This window comes from Curtobacterium sp. MCJR17_055, assembly GCF_003224335.1.
Taxonomy (GTDB): Bacteria; Actinomycetota; Actinomycetes; order Actinomycetales; family Microbacteriaceae; genus Curtobacterium.
The window spans coordinates 54,355-71,042 of the sequence record NZ_QKLF01000003.1; the positions used below are offsets into that span (position 1 = coordinate 54,355).

At 72.4% G+C, this 16,688-nt stretch carries 12 protein-coding genes; 8 read left to right on the forward strand and 4 right to left on the reverse strand.

What is annotated here, in order from left to right; genetic code table 11:
- Positions 1-2 precede the first annotated feature (2 nt).
- The 4 genes from DEJ16_RS07800 (at position 3) to DEJ16_RS07815 (ending at position 2,722) form a co-directional block, all read left to right on the forward strand.
- Positions 3-551 carry a DivIVA domain-containing protein gene (locus DEJ16_RS07800; protein ID WP_110825185.1) on the forward strand — a complete coding sequence of 183 codons (549 nt, stop codon included), beginning with the start codon at positions 3-5 and terminating at the stop codon, positions 549-551.
- Between the two features lie 93 nt (positions 552-644).
- Complete coding sequence (locus tag DEJ16_RS07805; protein ID WP_110825184.1) at positions 645-1,628, forward strand: transglycosylase SLT domain-containing protein; 984 nt, start codon at positions 645-647, stop codon at positions 1,626-1,628.
- A gap of 12 nt (positions 1,629-1,640) precedes the next feature.
- Complete coding sequence (locus DEJ16_RS07810) at positions 1,641-1,946, forward strand: hypothetical protein (RefSeq protein ID WP_181419523.1); 306 nt, start codon at positions 1,641-1,643, stop codon at positions 1,944-1,946.
- Complete coding sequence (locus DEJ16_RS07815; RefSeq protein WP_110825183.1) at positions 1,943-2,722, forward strand: alpha/beta hydrolase; 780 nt, start codon at positions 1,943-1,945, stop codon at positions 2,720-2,722. The genes DEJ16_RS07810 and DEJ16_RS07815 overlap by 4 nt, the downstream gene beginning before the upstream one ends.
- A 29-nt stretch (positions 2,723-2,751) precedes the next feature.
- Here DEJ16_RS07815 and DEJ16_RS07820 read toward each other — a convergent pair whose 3' ends face one another.
- Positions 2,752-4,617 (reverse strand): hypothetical protein, encoded by a 1,866-nt coding sequence (locus tag DEJ16_RS07820; RefSeq protein WP_181419524.1) that lies wholly within the window; start codon positions 4,615-4,617, stop codon positions 2,752-2,754.
- Between the two features lie 186 nt (positions 4,618-4,803).
- Between DEJ16_RS07820 and DEJ16_RS07825 the strand changes: the two genes are divergently transcribed.
- Both DEJ16_RS07825 and DEJ16_RS07830 read left to right on the forward strand, forming a co-directional pair.
- A complete protein-coding gene (locus DEJ16_RS07825) occupies positions 4,804-6,546 on the forward strand; it encodes a hypothetical protein (protein ID WP_110825182.1) in 1,743 nt (580 codons plus the stop codon).
- Complete coding sequence (locus tag DEJ16_RS07830; protein ID WP_110825181.1) at positions 6,543-7,538, forward strand: tetratricopeptide repeat protein; 996 nt, start codon at positions 6,543-6,545, stop codon at positions 7,536-7,538. Before DEJ16_RS07825 ends, DEJ16_RS07830 begins: the two co-directional genes overlap by 4 nt.
- Before the next feature lie 86 nt (positions 7,539-7,624).
- Here DEJ16_RS07830 and glgB read toward each other — a convergent pair whose 3' ends face one another.
- The 3 genes from glgB to DEJ16_RS07845 all read right to left on the reverse strand — a co-directional run bounded on the left by glgB (position 7,625) and on the right by DEJ16_RS07845 (position 14,280).
- The gene (gene glgB / locus DEJ16_RS07835) at positions 7,625-10,126 is read right to left on the reverse strand and encodes a 1,4-alpha-glucan branching protein GlgB (protein WP_258365873.1); all 2,502 of its coding nucleotides are present in this window, start codon (positions 10,124-10,126) and stop codon (positions 7,625-7,627) included.
- Complete coding sequence (locus DEJ16_RS07840) at positions 10,123-12,123, reverse strand: alpha-1,4-glucan--maltose-1-phosphate maltosyltransferase (protein WP_110825180.1); 2,001 nt, start codon at positions 12,121-12,123, stop codon at positions 10,123-10,125. Before DEJ16_RS07840 ends, glgB begins: the two co-directional genes overlap by 4 nt.
- Before the next feature lie 84 nt (positions 12,124-12,207).
- Positions 12,208-14,280 carry a glycogen-debranching protein gene (locus DEJ16_RS07845; RefSeq protein ID WP_258365874.1) on the reverse strand — a complete coding sequence of 691 codons (2,073 nt, stop codon included), beginning with the start codon at positions 14,278-14,280 and terminating at the stop codon, positions 12,208-12,210.
- Positions 14,281-14,317: 37 nt separating this feature from the next.
- On the opposite strand from DEJ16_RS07845, the gene DEJ16_RS07850 reads away from it, so the two are divergent.
- Positions 14,318-15,481 carry a cysteine desulfurase family protein gene (locus DEJ16_RS07850; RefSeq protein WP_110825179.1) on the forward strand — a complete coding sequence of 388 codons (1,164 nt, stop codon included), beginning with the start codon at positions 14,318-14,320 and terminating at the stop codon, positions 15,479-15,481.
- 81 nt (positions 15,482-15,562) lie between these two features.
- Positions 15,563-16,672 (forward strand): peptide chain release factor 2, encoded by a 1,110-nt coding sequence (gene prfB / locus DEJ16_RS07855; RefSeq protein ID WP_110825178.1) that lies wholly within the window; start codon positions 15,563-15,565, stop codon positions 16,670-16,672.
- Positions 16,673-16,688 lie beyond the last annotated feature (16 nt).

The following is a 16,688-nucleotide window of genomic DNA, read 5'->3' on the forward strand; positions in this document are numbered from 1 at the left end:
CCGTGCCTTCGACGTTCCCGACTGCCCCCCGCTCGGTCCTCGGCTACGACGCCGACGAGGTCGAGCGTTTCCTCGAGGACGCTCGGCGTGCCTACACCGCGAACGACAGCGCCCCCGGGATCGAGGCGGCGAAGATCCGCGCGACCGCCTTCTCGATGAAGAAGGGCGGCTACTCGACGCAACACGTCGACGCCGCGCTGGAACGACTCGAGGACGCGTTCGCCGCACGTGAGCGTGAGCGGGAGATCGCCGACGTCGGCCAGAAGGCCTGGTACGCGGAGGCCCGGAGCAAGGCGTCCGACGTGGTCGCGCGACTCGGCCGACCCGACGGGCAGCGGTTCCAGCGCGTGAGCGTCCTGACGACCGGCTACCACCCGAAGGACGTCGACGCGTTCTCGCGCCGGCTGCACGGCTACTTCAAGGACGGCAAGCCGCTGAGCCTGACCGAGGTCCGGTCGATCGTGTTCCGTCCGAAGCACGGCGGGTACCGCGAAGCCCAGGTCGACGCCCTCCTCGACGCCGTCGTCGAGGTCATGCTCGCCGTGCGCTGACGGACGGGCGCAACGGGCCGCATCGGCGTCTGCCGAATCGCCGTCCCCAGGTGCTTCGCTTTCCGTGATCGTTCCGTTATCCTGGTCGGACTCATGGGCAGGCACACGGCAGACACTCGATCCGACCGCGCGAACCGCGAACTGCACGATCACGCGATCGTCAGCGAGCGACGAGCGGCGAAGAACCGAACGCGCACGGCGGAGACCTCGGTCGTCCGTCCCACCCCGGCCCAGCAGGAGCAGCCCGTCGCTCCCGTCATCGCGCCGGTGTCCGTCGCAGCGAACCGCGTCTCCGACGCCGAGGCCACGCGGGCCGCAGCTGTCGTGACCGCTCCCGCCGCCCGGATCGTCCGCCGGTCCCGCGCGCGGTCCGTCGCGCCGTCGAAGCCGTCGACCCCGCGGTCCTTCAACGGGTTCGTGCGGCAGCGTTCGACGATCCCGGCGATGTCGTTCCTCGCCGTGTCGGCCTTCGTCGGTGGATCGCTGTTCAACCCGATGCAGACCGACGCCGCCACGGCCGCGCCCGTGCTCGCCCCGGCTCCGATCTCGACGCCCCAGCAGTTCTCGGCGCACGGCACGTACGGGGACTTCGACGCGGCCCGCGACGGGTTCGACGTCGTCAAGCCCGCGCCCAAGCCGACTCCCACGCCGACTCCGACCGCCACGCCCGCGGGGACCGACAGTGCGTCGAGCGACACCGCGTCGACCGAGGACGACGCCACCGCAGCGCAGCCCGCCGCGAGCACGCCCCTGGCCGCCACCGCAGCGACGCCGGACCCTGGTAGCGCCCAGGCGATCGCGCAGCAGATGGTCGCCGCCCGCGGGTGGGGCAACGACCAGTACAGCTGCCTGGTCTCGCTCTGGAACAAGGAGTCCGGCTGGCGGGTGAACGCCTACAACCCGAGCGGTGCGTACGGCATCCCGCAGTCCCTCCCGGGCAGCAAGATGGCCTCCGCCGGTGCCGACTGGCAGACGAACCCCGCCACGCAGATCACCTGGGGACTCAACTACATCACCGGTGTCTACGGCACGCCCTGCGGCGCCTGGGCGCACAGCGTCTCGTACAACTGGTACTGATCGGCGATCGCGGTGCCGCGGAGCAACCGGCCGCGTCGCCCGCGTGGTCGTGGCCACGATGACGTCCCTGAGGGGGCCGGACTCGAGCGACTGACGGGCGGTTGGCGCCGGACCGAAGTCCGTCGTGGCCGCGAGTGGTCGGTGCAACCGATCTCGGCAGCATCGGCGCAGAAGGAGTACCTCTGCCCGGGCTGCGGCCTGACGATCGAACCCGGGACCGCGCACGTCGTCGTGTGGCGTGCGGACGGGGTGCTCGGCGACGCCGCCGACCTCGCTGCGCGCCGTCATTGGCACCATCACTGCTGGAGCATCGCATGACGACCGAACGCCCCGAGGGACAGACCCGCGAGCCGGTTGCGCCCGGCGAGGAGATCCGTTCCGGCACCGTGCTGCCTGCTCGGCGGACGGACGTGGAGCTCGTCACCGACGACCACCTGACGCTGGTGGGGGAGTTGGCCGAGCCGCTGGACCGACCGGCACGGGGGACACTCGTCACGCTGCACCCGCTGCCCACCGCGCAGGGCTTCATGGACTCGCACGTCCTGAAGAAGGCCGCGGCCCGGCTCCCCGCGCTGGCCGACCTGGCCGTCCTGCGGTTCAACTTCCGCTCCGTCACCTCACCGCGCGGGACGTCCGAGGGTGTCTTCGGCGACGGGGTGTCCGAGGGCTTCGACCTCCGGGCCGCCGTCGACGAGGTCGTCGTGCGGGGCCTGCCGACGCCGTGGCTCGTCGGGTGGTCCTTCGGGACGGAGGTCATCCTGAAGCACGCGCTCGAGCACGTCGAGGCCGGGAACGTCGCCGGGGTCGTCCTGCTGTCGCCACCGCTGCACCGGACCACGGACGAGGAGCTCGCCCGGTGGTCGGGCGTGGGCGTGCCGGTGGTCGCCCTCGTCCCCGAGCACGACGACTTCCTCGTGCCGGACGATGCGGTCCGCCGGTTCGCCGTCGCACCGGACGTCCGGGTCGTGCCCGTCGCCGGCGCGAAGCACCTGTGGGTGGGGGAGAAGTACGTGCGGGTCGTCCTCGACGCCGTCGCGGACCTCGTCGTGCCGGGCAGCGCTCCGCTGCCCACGCACTGGCCGACGCAGGCCTAGCCCGACCAGCGCCGGCCCCGGGCGACCGGTCAGCGAGCCGCGTCGCCGTCCGTCTCGAGCCGGGACTGGTCCGCGTCGTCCGCGCCGACCGTGGCGGGACGAGCGGCGCCCTGCTCCTCGATGACGCCTGCCGCGTGCGTGAGCACGCCCCGCAGGTTCTCCAGGTAGCCGGCCACGGCCTCCCGCTCGGTGCGGATGGCGCCGAGACGGTCCTCGGCCTCGGCCAGCAGGAGCGCCGTCCGCTCCTCGGCGTCGGCCACGAGTCGGTGCGCACGTTCCTGGGCGTCGCGGACGAGGTCCGCGGCTCGTTCCCGGGCGTCGGACTCCTGCTGTCGTGCGACGTCGGCGGCCTCCCGCTCGAGGCGGTCGGCGATCTCCCGGGCGGCGGCGGCGCGCCGCGTCGCCTCGGCGAGCTGCAGGTTCGCCTCGTCGAGGTACTTCTGCGTCTCGGTCACGGTGGCGCGGTGGCGTTCCAGGTACTCCTGCTCGGCGTCGTCCCGTCGGGCGGCCAACTCCGTCTCGAGGGCGGCCCGAGCGTCCTCCCGTTCGCGTTCGACGGTCGCCCGGGCTTCGTCACGCTCCTGCGCGAGGGCGGCGCGTGCCGTGTCGATCTCCTGTCGCAGGGCGGTCCGCTCGGCGAACAGGGCGTCGAGCTCGGCGCTCCGTCGATCGGCGATCTCGGTGTCGACCTCGGCGTGCTCGCGCTCCCGGCGTGCGGCGAGTTCGTTCTCGTGCTCCCGTGCAGCCCGCTCGGCTGCGGCTTCGGCGGCCTCGCGCTCCCGCTGGATGCGGTCGAGGTGGTCGGCCGTCTCGCGCTCGATCCGTTCCGTGGTCTCCTGGACGCGGCGGGCGTTCTCGGCGGCGGTCTGCTCGGTGTCGACACGGAGCTGCGCGTGCGCGGCCTCGATCTCCTGCTCGAGCGCGGTCCGCGCCCCGGCGAGTTCGCGTTCCCACGTGGCCCGGGCGGCGGCGAGGTCCTCGTCGAGCTGTCGGCGGCGGTCGTCGACCTCGGCTGCGAGTTCGGCGCGGCGGCGGTCGACCTCGGCGGCGAGCTCCGCGCGCGCGCTCTCGACCTCGAGGTCCAGGGCCTGTCGGGCTGCGCCGTGTTCGCGCTCCCAGGCCGTGCGCGCCTCGGTGAGGGTGCGCTCGAGGGCTTCGCGGCGGGTGCTCTCCTCGCGGTCGAGGTCCTCGAGTCGGCGGGTCTGGTCGGCTTCGAAGACGCTGCGACGGTGCTCCGTCTCGCGCTCGAGGTCGGCGGCGGCACGGCGGGCGGCTGCCGACTCCCGCTGCGCGACCTCACGGAGTTCGGCGACCTCGTGCTCGACCTGGGCGCGCAGCGCGTTCGTCTCACGGATCGCGACCGACCGCACCTCGGCTGCTTCGGTCACGGCGGCCCCGCGGACGGCGGCGGCCTCGTTCCGGGCGTCCTGCACGAGGATCCCGGCTTCGGCACGCGCGCGCTCCACCGTGTCGGCCGACTCTGCCCGGGCGCGGGAGAGCTCGTTCGTCGCCCGGGTCCGCGCGTCCTCGAGCGTGTCGTGCGCTTCGTCGCGTGCTTCGCGCAGGACGCGCTCCGCCTCGGTCCGGCTGGTGGCACGGAGCCGCTGGGCGTCGATGTCGGCCTGGCTGATGAGCCGCGTCGACTGTTCCTCGGCCACGCGGAGCGTCGACTCCAGGCGGGTACCGAGGCCGCTGTACGTCGGCGTGCCGGCCTCGTCCAGTTCGCCCTGCAGGTCGGAGACGCGGGACTGCAGCAGGCGGATCTCCTTCGCCGCCTCGGCCCGGTCGGTGTTCGACTTGATGAGCTCGCGGCGGAGGTCGTTCAGAGCACGGTCGACCTCGTCCTTGCGGTACCCCCGCAGTTCGGTCCCGAACTCTGCCTCGTCGTTCGCCACGCGTCGCTCCCTGCGGTCGTCCCGGACCACCCCGTGCGGTCCGGACCCCGAGTGTAGTGGTGCGTCCAGGTCGGCCCCTGGAGGCGTGGACCAGGCCCGGGGGATGCGCCTCACAGCTGTCCTGGGTACCCTGGACCGTTGTTTCGCGCGCCGTCCACCCCACCCCGGCGCGGAGGGAGAGAGTCCGTGCGGTTCGTCCTGGCGATCGTCAGTTTCGTCATCGGGGTGCTCCTCGTCGGTCTCGGCGTCGGGCAGCGCACGGTGTTCGCGCCCCCGTCCTCGATCGTCGCCGCGACCAGCGGTACGACGTCCGCCCCGGTGACCGTGATCCCGGGGAGCGTGCTCAACGCCAACCCCGGCTACCAGCGCATCAGCGTCTCCGGCACGGGGAAGGTGTTCGCGGCCTACGGCAGGACGTCGGACGTCGACGCCTGGGTCGGCGATGCCGCACACACGACCCTGCGCTACGACGCCGCAGCGGGCAAGCTCACGGCGCGCACCACCGGGACCGCGACGGAGGTGCCGGACCCGCGGGGCAGCGACCTCTGGTACCAGGAGTACGACGACGCCCGGCAGTTCACCGTGCGGCTGCCCGCGGACGTGTCCCTCGTGGTCGCCTCCGACGGGTCGGCGCCGGCCCCGTCGGACGTCTCCGTCACGTGGCCCCGCGACACCGCGACACCGTCCGTCGGTCCGCTCCTGACCGTCGGCGGGTTGTTCGTCCTCGGTGGGGTCGTCCTGCTGGTCTGGGCGTTCCTGCACCAGCGTCGGTCCCGTGGTCCGCGTCGTCGGAGCGGGGGCGGACGACCGCCGCGTGTCCGTGCCTCCCGTCGTGCCGCCGCTGCCGGGGCACAGGTCCCGGCACGGAGCCGACGCGGTCGTCGGTCCTTCGTGGCCGTGCCGGTGCTCGTCGCCGGTGCGCTCGTGCTGAGCGGTTGTTCATCCGAGTACTGGCCCCAGGGCGGCGACGCGGGCGCGACGCCCACACCGACCGCCACGGCGACCGGCGGTGCCGCACCTGCCCCGGCCACGGCCGCCACGAAGCAGCAGATCTCGCGGATCGTCTCCCGCGTCGCCGACGTCGCCGAGCAGGCGGACGCGGACAAGGACGCCGACCTCGCCGGTACCCGGTTCGCCGGACCGGCCCTGGAGCTCCGGAAGGCCAACTACGCGATCCGGGACGCCGATGCAGAGGCGAAGCCGCTGCCGGCGATCGCGGCGGACGACGTCTGCGTGGCGCTCCCGCAGCAGACGGACTCCTGGCCGCGGACGGTCTTCGCAGTCGTCGCCGCGGACTGCTCCGACGAGCAGACCGCCCCGCAGGCGTTGACGCTCGTGCAGCAGGACGCCCGTTCCGACTACAAGGTGGAGTACGCCGTCTCGCTCGAGGCGGACGCGCAGCTGCCCTCGCTCGCCCCAACCGCGATCGGTGCCGCGCAGCTCGCCCCGGACTCGAAGCTCCTCGCGCTCGCTCCGGACGAGGTGGCGGCGGCCTACGCGGACATCCTGTCCAAGGACGCCGAGAGCCCCTCCGCGGACCTGTTCGCGGGTGACGGCGACGACCTCCGCACCCGGATCGGCAAGTCCTACAAGGACGAGAAGGCGAAGTCGCTGGACGACACGGCCGAGATCGCGTTCTCGTCGGAGATCCCGGACGACACCCCGCTGGCACTCGCCACGAACACCGCGGGTGCGCTCGTCTCCGTGGACCTCGACGAGGTCGAGGAGGTCACGCCGACGGCCACTGGGGCGAAGGTCAACACCGAGGGCGCCGTGAAGGCGCTGTCGGGCGTCGACTCGAGCACGAAGGGCGTGCGGGCGACGTACGGCGTCCAGCTGCTCTTCTCCGTGCCCCCGGTGGGCTCGGACGACAAGATAGAACTCCTCGGGTTCACCCAGGGCCTGATCGCAGCTAGTGAGGTGCAATGACCAACGTCCCCCCGACCCCGTCCAGCCTGCGCGGAGCGGTCGACCTCTCGTCCCTCGTCGACCGCGCACAGCGGCCGCAGACCGCCCCCGCGACCACCGGTGCCGGTACGCCCGCGCCGACCGGTGCGGGACAGCCCGACGGCGTCCTGAGCGTCCCGTCGCTGGTCATGGACGTCACGGACCAGAGCTTCCAGGACGTCGTGCAGCTGTCGACGGTCGTCCCGGTCATCGTGGACATCTGGGCCGAGTGGTGCGGGCCGTGCAAGCAGCTCTCCCCGGTGCTCGAACGTCTGACCGAGGAGTACGCCGGCCGTCTCGTGCTCGCCAAGGTCGATGCCGACACGAACCCGCAGCTCGTGCAGGCCTTCCAGGCGCAGTCGATCCCCACGGTGGCCGCGGTCATCGGTGGACGTCCGCTCGGACTGTTCGTCGGTGCACTGCCGGAGGCCGAGGTCCGCGACGTCTTCGAGCAGGTGCTCCAGGCCGCCGAGCAGAACGGCGTCGCGGGCCGCGTGCAGGTCGACGGCGCTGCGGACGTGCCCGAGGGCGCCGAGCAGGGTGAGCCGGAGCCCGAGCCGCTGCCCCCGCACCACCAGGCCGCGTACGACGCGATCGAGCGCGGGGACTACGCCGCCGCGATCGCGGAGTACCGGACCGCGATCCTGCAGGACCCGCACGACCAGATGGCCGTCGCCGGGCTGGCGCAGGTGTCGCTCCTCGACCGGCTGTCCGGACGGACCGCGGACGAGATCCGCGCCGCCGCGGGAGCCGACCAGCGCGACGTCGCCGCACAGCTCGCGGTCGCCGACCTCGACATCAGCGGCGGGCACGTCGAGGACGCCTTCGGGCGCCTGCTCGACCTCGTGCCCACGGTCTTCGGCGAGGACCGCGAGGCACTCCGGGTCCGTCTGGTCGAGTACTTCGAGCTCATCGGCTCCGAGGACCCGCGCGTCGTCGCGGCGCGACGGCGGCTCGCCAACGCGCTGTACTGAGCAGCCGCCGCGGAGCGGCCCCACGACGGACGGGAGGCCCGGTACCAGCTGGTACCGGGCCTCCCGTCCGTCGTCGCGTCGGTGCGCTAGTCCGCCAGGCGCAGCCAGACCGCGCCGAGCGGCGGCACCACGAGGTTCGCCGAGGCGGGCCGGCCGGCCCACGGGACGTCCTCGGCCTGCACGGCGCCGAGGTTGCCGACACCGGAGCCGCCGTAGGCCGACGCGTCGGTGTTCAGCACCTCGTTCCACGTCCCCGCGGTCGGCAGACCGAAGCGGTGCTCGACGGGGACGCCCGAGAAGTTGACGAACACGGCGATGCGCTCGTCACCGGCCTTGCGGAGGAAACCGAGCGTGGAGTGCGGTGCGTCGCCGCCCTCGAGCCACTCGAAGCCGTCCTGCGTGGCGTCGTGCGTCCAGAACGCCGGGTTCTCCTTGTAGACACGGTTCAGCTCGGCGACCAGGTCCTGGACACCGCGGTGTCCCGGGTCGTCGAGGAGCCACCAGTCGAGACCGTTCGCCTCGCTCCACTCGCTGGGCTGCGCGAACTCCTGTCCCATGAACAGCAGCTGCTTGCCCGGGTGCGCCCACATGAACGCCAGGTAGGCACGGACGTTCGCGAGCTTCTGCCACTCGTCGCCGGGCATCTTGCCGTAGAGCGAGCCCTTGCCGTGCACGACCTCGTCGTGGCTGATCGGCAGCGTGAACTGCTCGCTGAACGCGTAGACGAACGAGAACGTGATCTCGTCGTGGTGGTAGGAGCGGTACGCCGGGTCGCGCTCGACGTACTGGAGCGTGTCGTGCATCCAGCCCATGTTCCACTTCTGGCCGAACCCGAGCCCGCCCGCACTCGTCGGCTGCGTGACACCGGGCCACGAGGTCGACTCCTCGGCGATCATCACGATGCCGGGGTAGCGCTTGTACGCGGTGGCGTTCGTCTCCTGCAGGAGTGTGATCGCCTCGAGGTTCTCGCGGCCGCCGTGGATGTTCGGCAGCCACTCGGTGCGGGAGTAGTCGAGGTACAGCATCGAGGCCACGGCGTCGACGCGGAGGCCGTCGATGTGGAACTCCTCCAGCCAGTACAGCGCGTTCGCGACGAGGAAGTTCCGCACCTGCGGCTGCCCGAAGTCGAACACGTAGGTGCCCCAGTCGAGCTGCTCGCCGCGACGGGGATCCGGGTGCTCGAACAGTGCGTAGCCGTCGAACTTCGCCAGCGCCCACTCGTCCTTCGGGAAGTGCCCGGGGACCCAGTCCATGATGACGCCGATGCCGGCCGAGTGCAGCCGGTCGATGAGGTAGCGGAGGTCGTCGGGGGAGCCGAAGCGCGCGGTCGGCGAGTAGTACCCGGTGACCTGGTAGCCCCACGAGCCGCCGAACGGGTGCTCGGCGAGGGGCAGGAACTCCACGTGGGTGAAGCCGGTGTACTGGACGTGCCCGATGAGGTCGTCCGCGACCTCGCGGTAGCTCAGGCCGGGGCGCCACGAGCCGAGGTGCACCTCGTAGATGCTCATCGGCCGGTCGTGCGTCGTCGACGCGGCACGCTCGGCCATCCACCGGTCGTCGCCCTCGGACCAGGTGTGGTGGGCGCTCGTGATGACGGATGCGGTGAGCGGCGGGACCTCGGTGCGTCGGGCGAACGGGTCCGCCCGCTCCACCCAACCGCTGTCGGTGAGGATCTGGAACTTGTACCGCTGGCCCTCGAGGGCGCCGGGCCAGAACAGCTCCCAGACGCCGAGGTCGTTGAGACGGCGCATCGCGGTCGTGCGGCCCTCCCACCCCTCGAAGTCGCCGATCACACGGACGGCGGTGGCGCGGGGTGCCCAGACGGCGAAAGCGACGCCCTCGACGTCGTCGACGGTCTGCACGTGTGCGCCGAGGTGGTGCCAGAGCTGCTCGTCGCGGCCCTCGCCGAACAGGTGCAGGTCGAGCTCGCCGAGCGTCGGGGCGAACCGGTACGCGTCGTCGGTGGTCCAGGTGGCGTCGTCTTCGTAGTCCGCCTCGACGCGGTAGCGGCCGAGCTCGCCGGTGGTGGCACCGGCCCAGACGCCCTCGCCCTCGTGTCGGAGCTCGACGTCGTCGCCGTCCGGACGGACGATCCGGACCGCCGTGGCCAGGTGGCGGACGACGCGGACGCTCGTTCCGCCCTCGACCGGGTGCGGGCCGAGGACGTCGTGCGGCTGCGACCAACGGCCTTCGGCGACCTGCTGGCGGATCCACTCGTCGACCGGTGCGGGGACCGGCTCGGTGGCCGTCGCGGACGCCGTCGTGGTCTGCGGCGGGACCTCCGTCCGGGAGGCGGGGGTCGCCTCCGGAGCGACAGGCGCGTCGCTGGTCAGCCCGCCGGCGAGCGTCGCCGACTCCGGGACGTCCCGGGAGGGCGACTCGGGCTGCGCGGCGGGCGCGCCGGGCAGGTCCTCGCCGGGTGCCGAGGTGTTCGGCTCGACGCGCTCGGTCCGGGGCTGCTCCGACCGACGGGGGAGCGCGGGCGGCGGCGGCGGGACCGGGGGCAGGCCGGGGCCGGTGCCGGGCGTGCCCGCCGCGGGGGCCGACGTGGACGGCTTCTGCTCGGGTGTGGTGTTCGGGTCGGTCATCGGTGCGGTCCTTCCACGACGAGCAGGTGCACGGGCTCCTGGAAGGCATCCAGGCGCACGTAGTTGGCGGAGCCCCAGGTCCAGCGGGCACCGGTGACGACGTCGCGGACGTCGAACAGGGTGCCGGGCTCGAGCCCGAGGGCGGTGAGGTCGAGGTGCACGGTGGTCTCCCGCGAGGAGTGCGGGTCGACGTTCGCCACGACGATGACGGTGTCGTCACGGCCCGATCGGTTGTACTGCCCGGGCAGGTGCTTCGAGTACACGACGATCGCGTCGTCCTCGGCGGAGTGGATCGTCGTGTTCCGGAGCTGGCGGAGCGCGGGGTGCGCCGACCGGAGGCGGTTGAGCATCGTCACGTACGGGGCCAGGCTCGCGCCCTCGGCCTCGGCGAGCGCGAAGTCACGCGGCTTGTACTCGTACTTCTCGTTGTCGATGTTCTCCTCGGAACCCGGCCGGGCGACGTCCTCGAAGAGCTCGTACCCGGAGTACATGCCCCAGGTCGGGGCGCCGGTGGCGGCGAGGGCGGCACGCACCTTGTACCCGGCGCGACCGCCGTACTGCAGGAACTCGGTGAGGATGTCCGGCGTGTTCACGAAGAGGTTCGGGCGCAGGTAGGCGCTCGTCTCGTGGGACAGCTCGTCGAAGTAGGTCTCGATCTCCTCCTTCGTGTTCCGCCACGTGAAGTACGAGTACGACTGCTGGAACCCGGTCTCGGCGAGCGCCCGCATCATCGCCGGGCGGGTGAACGCCTCGGCGAGGAAGACGATGTCGGGGTGCTCGTCGCGGACCTCGCGGATGACCCGCTCCCAGAACCAGAGCGGCTTGGTGTGCGGGTTGTCGACGCGGAAGATCCGGACACCGAACGCGATCCAGTGCCGCAGGACCCGCAGGACCTCGGCGACCAGGCCCTCGGGGTCGGTGTCGAACTGGATGGGGTAGATGTCCTGGTAGCGCTTCGGCGGGTTTTCGGCCGTGGCGATCGACCCGTCGGCGCGGACCGTGAACCACTCCGGGTGCTCGGTGACCCAGGGGTGGTCGGGGGAGCACTGCAGGGCGAAGTCGAGCGCGACCTCCATCCCGGTGTTCTTCGCCGTCTCGACGAAGTCCCGGAAGTCGTCCTCGGTGCCGAGGTCGGGGTGGATGGCGTCGTGGCCGCCCTCGGGGCCACCGATGGCCCAGGGGCTGCCGGGGTCGTCGGGGCCGGCGGTCAGGGTGTTGTTCGGTCCCTTGCGGGCCGTCGTGCCGATCGGGTGGATCGGCGGCAGGTAGACGACGTCGAAGCCCATCCGGGCGACGGCGGGCAGACGACGTGCCGCGGTACGGAAGTCGCCGCTCTTCCACGAACCGTCCGGATTCCGCTTGGCGCCCTCGCTGCGGGGGAAGAACTCGTACCAGGCACCGACTCCGGCGCGCGTGCGCTCGACGTCGAGCAGCTGCGTCGCGGAACGCGTCCGGAGCGAGGTGAGCGGCGACTCGGCGAGCTCGGCGACGACACGGGGGTCGTCCACGGCGGCGAGGCGCTCGGCCGGGTCGAGGTCCTCGTCCTGCAGGCGGGCCGCTGCGCGGGCAGCCGTGGTCGAGTCGGTCTCGGCGGCGAGTCGCTCGAGGAGCGCGGCGCCGTCGAGCAGGGTCGCGTCGGTGTCGACGCCGGCGGCGATCTTCAGCCGTGCGCCGTGCACCCAGCTCGCCCAGTCGTCGGCGTAGGACTCGATGTGCCACTCCCAGACGCCGACGCCCTCGACCTGCACGGTCGTTTCGTACCGGTCGGTCCCGGGTGCGACGAGGGTCAGCGGGACGGTGCGTGTCGCGCCGTCGGGCCGGACGAGGACGAGGTCGGCGCCGATGACACCGTGTCCCTCTCGGAAGACGGTCGCGCCGAACGTGATCACCTCCCCGTCGAAGCCCTTGCCCGGGAAGCCGTTCGGCGTCGTCGGGGCGAGTTCGGTGATCGGGATGCGCCCGATCTTCGGACGCCGGGGTCGGTCTACGGAGGCCACGGAGCAGACGCTACCCGGCCGGGCCGTCCGTGTTCCCCGTTTGGTGTGTCGGGCCCGGCGGACCGGCTGCGGCGCGACGGATCGTCAGACGACCTCGAAGACGTGGATGCCCGGTCCGTAGGCTGTGAACACGGTGCCGGCGGGGCGGTGCCGCTCGTGGTCCCGGTGCTTCTCACTCGACCACGCCAGCCGGTACGCGAAGACGTCCTCGCGGGACGGCAGCGTGAGGTCGCGGGTGCGGCCGCTGCCGTGCACGACGACGAGGACGCGGTCGTACGGCTCGTGCTCCGGGGTGGACTCGACGAAGTACTGCAGCGCGCGGTGGATCGGCTGGTCCCAGCCCTCGGCGGTCATCGGCAGACCGTCCGGGCCGTACCAGGTCATCCGGGACGCCGACGGCGTGGTCTGCCCGGGGACGCCGAAGCGTGACGGACGGAGCGCCGGGTGTGCGGCGCGGAGGCGGGTGAGGGCCGCGACCGTCTCGGTCATCGACTCGGCGTCCTCGTCGTCGGACCAGTCCACCGGGGTCAGGTCCTCGGAGACGACGTACGCGTTGTTGTTGCCGTGCTGGGTGCGGCTGCGTTCGTCGCCCGCGGTGATCATCGGGACGCCCGCGGACAGCAGCACGGTCGCCATGAGGTTCCGCATCGACCGACCACGGGCAGCGCGGACGCCGCGGTCCGCCGTCGGGCCCTCGACGCCGTGGTTGAACGAGCGGTTGTCGTTCGAGCCGTCGCGGCCGTCCTCGCCGTTCGCCGCGTTGTGCTTGGCGTCGTACGACACCAGGTCGTGCAGGGTGAACCCGTCATGGGCGGTGACGAAGTTGACGCCGGAGAGCGGCCCGCGGCTCCCGAACAGGTGCTGCGACCCGGTCAGTGCGCCGGCGAGGCCGCCGATCCCGGTGTCGGGTGATCCGTGCCGGCGTTCGTCGGCGACGTCCCCGAGCCAGAACTTCCGGACGGTGTCCCGGAAGCCGTCGTTCCACTCGAGGGTCCCGGCACCGAAGGACCCGGTGCGCCAACCGTCCGGGCCGACGTCCCACGGCTCGGCGATGACGAGGGTGTCCTGCAGGTCAGGGTGGCTGCGGATGCGGTCGAGCAGCGGGTGCTCGGGGTCGAACCGGTGGTCGGCGTCCCGGGCGAGCGCGGCCATCAGGTCGAAGCGGAACCCGTCGACCTGCACCTCGCGCGCCCAGTAGCGCAGGCTGTCGAGGACCAGGTCGGCGGTCGCCTCCACCGAGGTGTCGAGCGTGTTGCCGCAGCCCGTCGTGTCGTAGTAGGTGTCCGTGTCGGACCACCGGTAGCGGTTCGCGCCGTCGATGCCGCGCAGCGACGTGGTCGGGCCGCCGAGGCCCTCCTCCGCCGTGTGGTTGTAAACGACGTCGAGCACGACCTGGATGCCGGCCTCGTGGAGCAGTCGCACCATGCCCTTGAACTCGCGGAGCACCGCGTCCGCACCCGCTGCCCGTGCGGCGGCGGAGGCGTGCCCGGCGTGCGGGGCGAAGAACCCGAGCGTGTTGTAGCCCCATGCGTTCTCGCGCCCGGCCTCGCGGAGCCAGCGTTCCGTGTCGAACGCCTGCACGGGGAGGAGTTCGAGCGTCGTCACGCCGATCCGCTGGAGGTGCGCGATGGTGCTCTCGTGCGCGACGCCCGCGTACGTGCCGCGGAGGTCCTCCGGCACGGCGGGGTTCGCCGCGGTCAGGGTGCGGACGTTCGCCTCGTACACGACCACGCGGTCGCGGGGCACCTCGGGCTTGCCGACACCGCCCCAGTCGAACGCACCGTCCACGACGACGCTCGTCCACCGGGGGTGGCCGTCCGTGTCGGCGCCGTCCACCGGGTCGTGCCCGGTGGGGACGATGCCCCGCGCGTACGGGTCGAGGAGCGGCAGCGCCGGGTCGAACCCGTGCCGCGGCCCCGTCGGCCCGTCGACGAGGAGGTGGTAGGTGTCACCCGCTCGGACGCCGGGGGTGACCGCGGTCCACAGGTCGGAGTCGCCCTGCCGGGTGAGGTCGAAGCGTCCGCGGCCGTCGACGACCACCGCCGCGGCCGTCGCCGTCGCCGACCGGAGCGCGAAGCGCGGGTCGCCGTCGTCGAGCCGGAAGCCCGGGATGGTGTCGATCGCCGTCTGGTACACGACCCCAGGGTACGAGGACACCCGGGTATCCTGAAAACGCTCCAGAAAGGGGTACCCCGTGCCCGTCTACCTCGACCACGCCGCCACGACGCCGATCCTGCCCGAGGCGCTCGCCGCGTTCACCGATGCGTTGCGCACCGTGGGGAACCCGTCGTCCATCCACAGCGCCGGCCAGCACGCCCGCATGCTGCTCGAGGACGGACGAGCGAGGGTCGCCGCGTCGCTCGGCGCCGACCCGGTGGAGGTCGTCTTCACCTCCGGCGGCACCGAGAGCATCAACCTCGCCGTGAAGGGCCTGTTCTGGGCGCGCCAGCGGGACCGACGGCGACCCCGCATCGTGGTCCCGGCCGGCGAGCACCACGCCACGGTGGACACCGTCGACTGGCTGGAGCGCCACGAGGGCGCCGTCGTCGACGTCGTCCCGCTGGACGCGCAGGGTCGGGTCGACCTGGCCGCACTGGAGGCCCGACTCGCCGCCGCGGACGACGTCGCCCTGGTGACGTTCCTGTGGGCGAACAACGAGGTCGGCACCATCCAGCCGGTCGAGCGCATCGTCGCGCTCGCGCACGACGCCGGCGTGCCGGTGCACAGCGACGCGGTCGCCGCCTACGGCCAGGTCCCGGTGGACTTCGCCGCGTCCGGGCTCGACGCGCTGAGCGTGTCGGCCCACAAGATCGGCGGACCGGTCGGCGTCGGGGCCCTCGTGCTCGGGCGTCGCGCCGTCGTCGAGCCGCTCATCCACGGCGGGGGCCAGCAGCGGCAGGTGCGGAGCGGGACGCAGGACGCGCCGGCGGCCGCCGCCTTCGGGGTGGCCGCCGCCACGCCGCACGCCGACGTCCGGCACCTCCGTGACCGGCTCGTCGCCGGGGTCCGCAGCGCGGTCCCCACCGCGGTGCTCATGGGGGACCCGGACGACCGGCTCCCGGGCAACGCGCACTTCACCTTCCCCGGCTGCGAGGGGGACTCGCTGCTCTTCCTGCTCGACGCCGCCGGCGTGGCCGTCTCCACCGGGTCCGCGTGTCAGGCCGGGGTCCCGGAGGCCTCGCACGTGCTGCTCGCGATGGGGCTCAGCGAGGACGACGCGCGCGGTGCGCTCCGCATCACGCTCGGACACACCTCGACGGACGACGACGTCGACGCGTTCCTGGCGGCGCTGCCCGCCGCGGTGGCGCGCGCGGGTGCCGCCGGCATGGCGTCCCGGGAACCGTCGCTCGGACGCTGACCGGCCCACCCGGTTCCGCGGGCGACGGGACGGAGCCGGCCCGGTCCTCCCGGCCGGGAAGCGCCGGTAGGATCGGGGACCATGGTCGAACTGGACATCGCCGAACAGGTCAACGCCCTCCGCGTGACCTTCGGGAACATCCGCTCGGTGGTCGACGTGGACCGCCTCGAGCGTGAGATCGCGGAGCTCAGCGAGCAGGCCGGCGCGCCCGACCTGTGGGAGGACACCGACCACGCGCAGCAGGTGACGAGCGCGCTCGCGCACCGGCAGGCCGAGCTGAAGAAGCTCACGGCCACCGAGCAGCGCCTCGACGACCTCGAGGTCCTGGTCGAGATGGCGAACGAGGCGGAGGACCAGGAGTCCGCCGACGAGGCGCTCGCCGAACTCGCCGCGATCACCAAGACCATGGGCGAGCTCGAGGTGCAGACCCTCCTGGACGGCGAGTACGACGACCGTCCCGCCGTCATCACCATCCGTGCCGGCGCCGGCGGTGTCGACGCCGCGGACTTCGCCGAGATGCTCATGCGCATGTACCTGCGGTACGCCGAGCAGCACGACCAGAAGGTCACCGTGATGGACACCTCCTACGCGGAGGAAGCGGGCATCAAGTCCGCCACGTTCGAGGTCGACGGTCCGCACGCGTTCGGCACGCTGTCGGTCGAGGCCGGCACGCACCGCCTCGTCCGGATGTCGCCGTTCGGTGCCGCCGGCAAGCGCCAGACGTCCTTCGCCGCGGTGGAGGTCATCCCGCTCATGCCGGAGACCGCCGTCATCGACATCCCGGAGAACGACATCCGCGTCGACGTGTTCCGGTCCTCCGGCCCCGGCGGGCAGTCCGTCAACACGACCGACTCGGCCGTGCGCCTGACCCACATCCCGACCGGCACCGTCGTCTCGATGCAGAACGAGAAGTCGCAGATCCAGAACCGTGCCGCCGCCATGCGCGTGCTGCAGTCGCGCCTCCTGCTCCTGAAGAAGGAAGAGGAGAACGCGAAGAAGAAGGAACTCGCGGGCACGATCACGGCCAGCTGGGGCGACCAGATCCGCAACTACGTGCTGGCCCCGTACCAGATGGTCAAGGACCTGCGCACCGACTACGAGGTCAACAACCCCTCGGCGGTGTTCGACGGCGACCTCGACGGCTTCATCAACGCCGGGATCCGCTGGCGCAAGCGCCCGGACGAGGACTGACCTGCACGAGTCCACG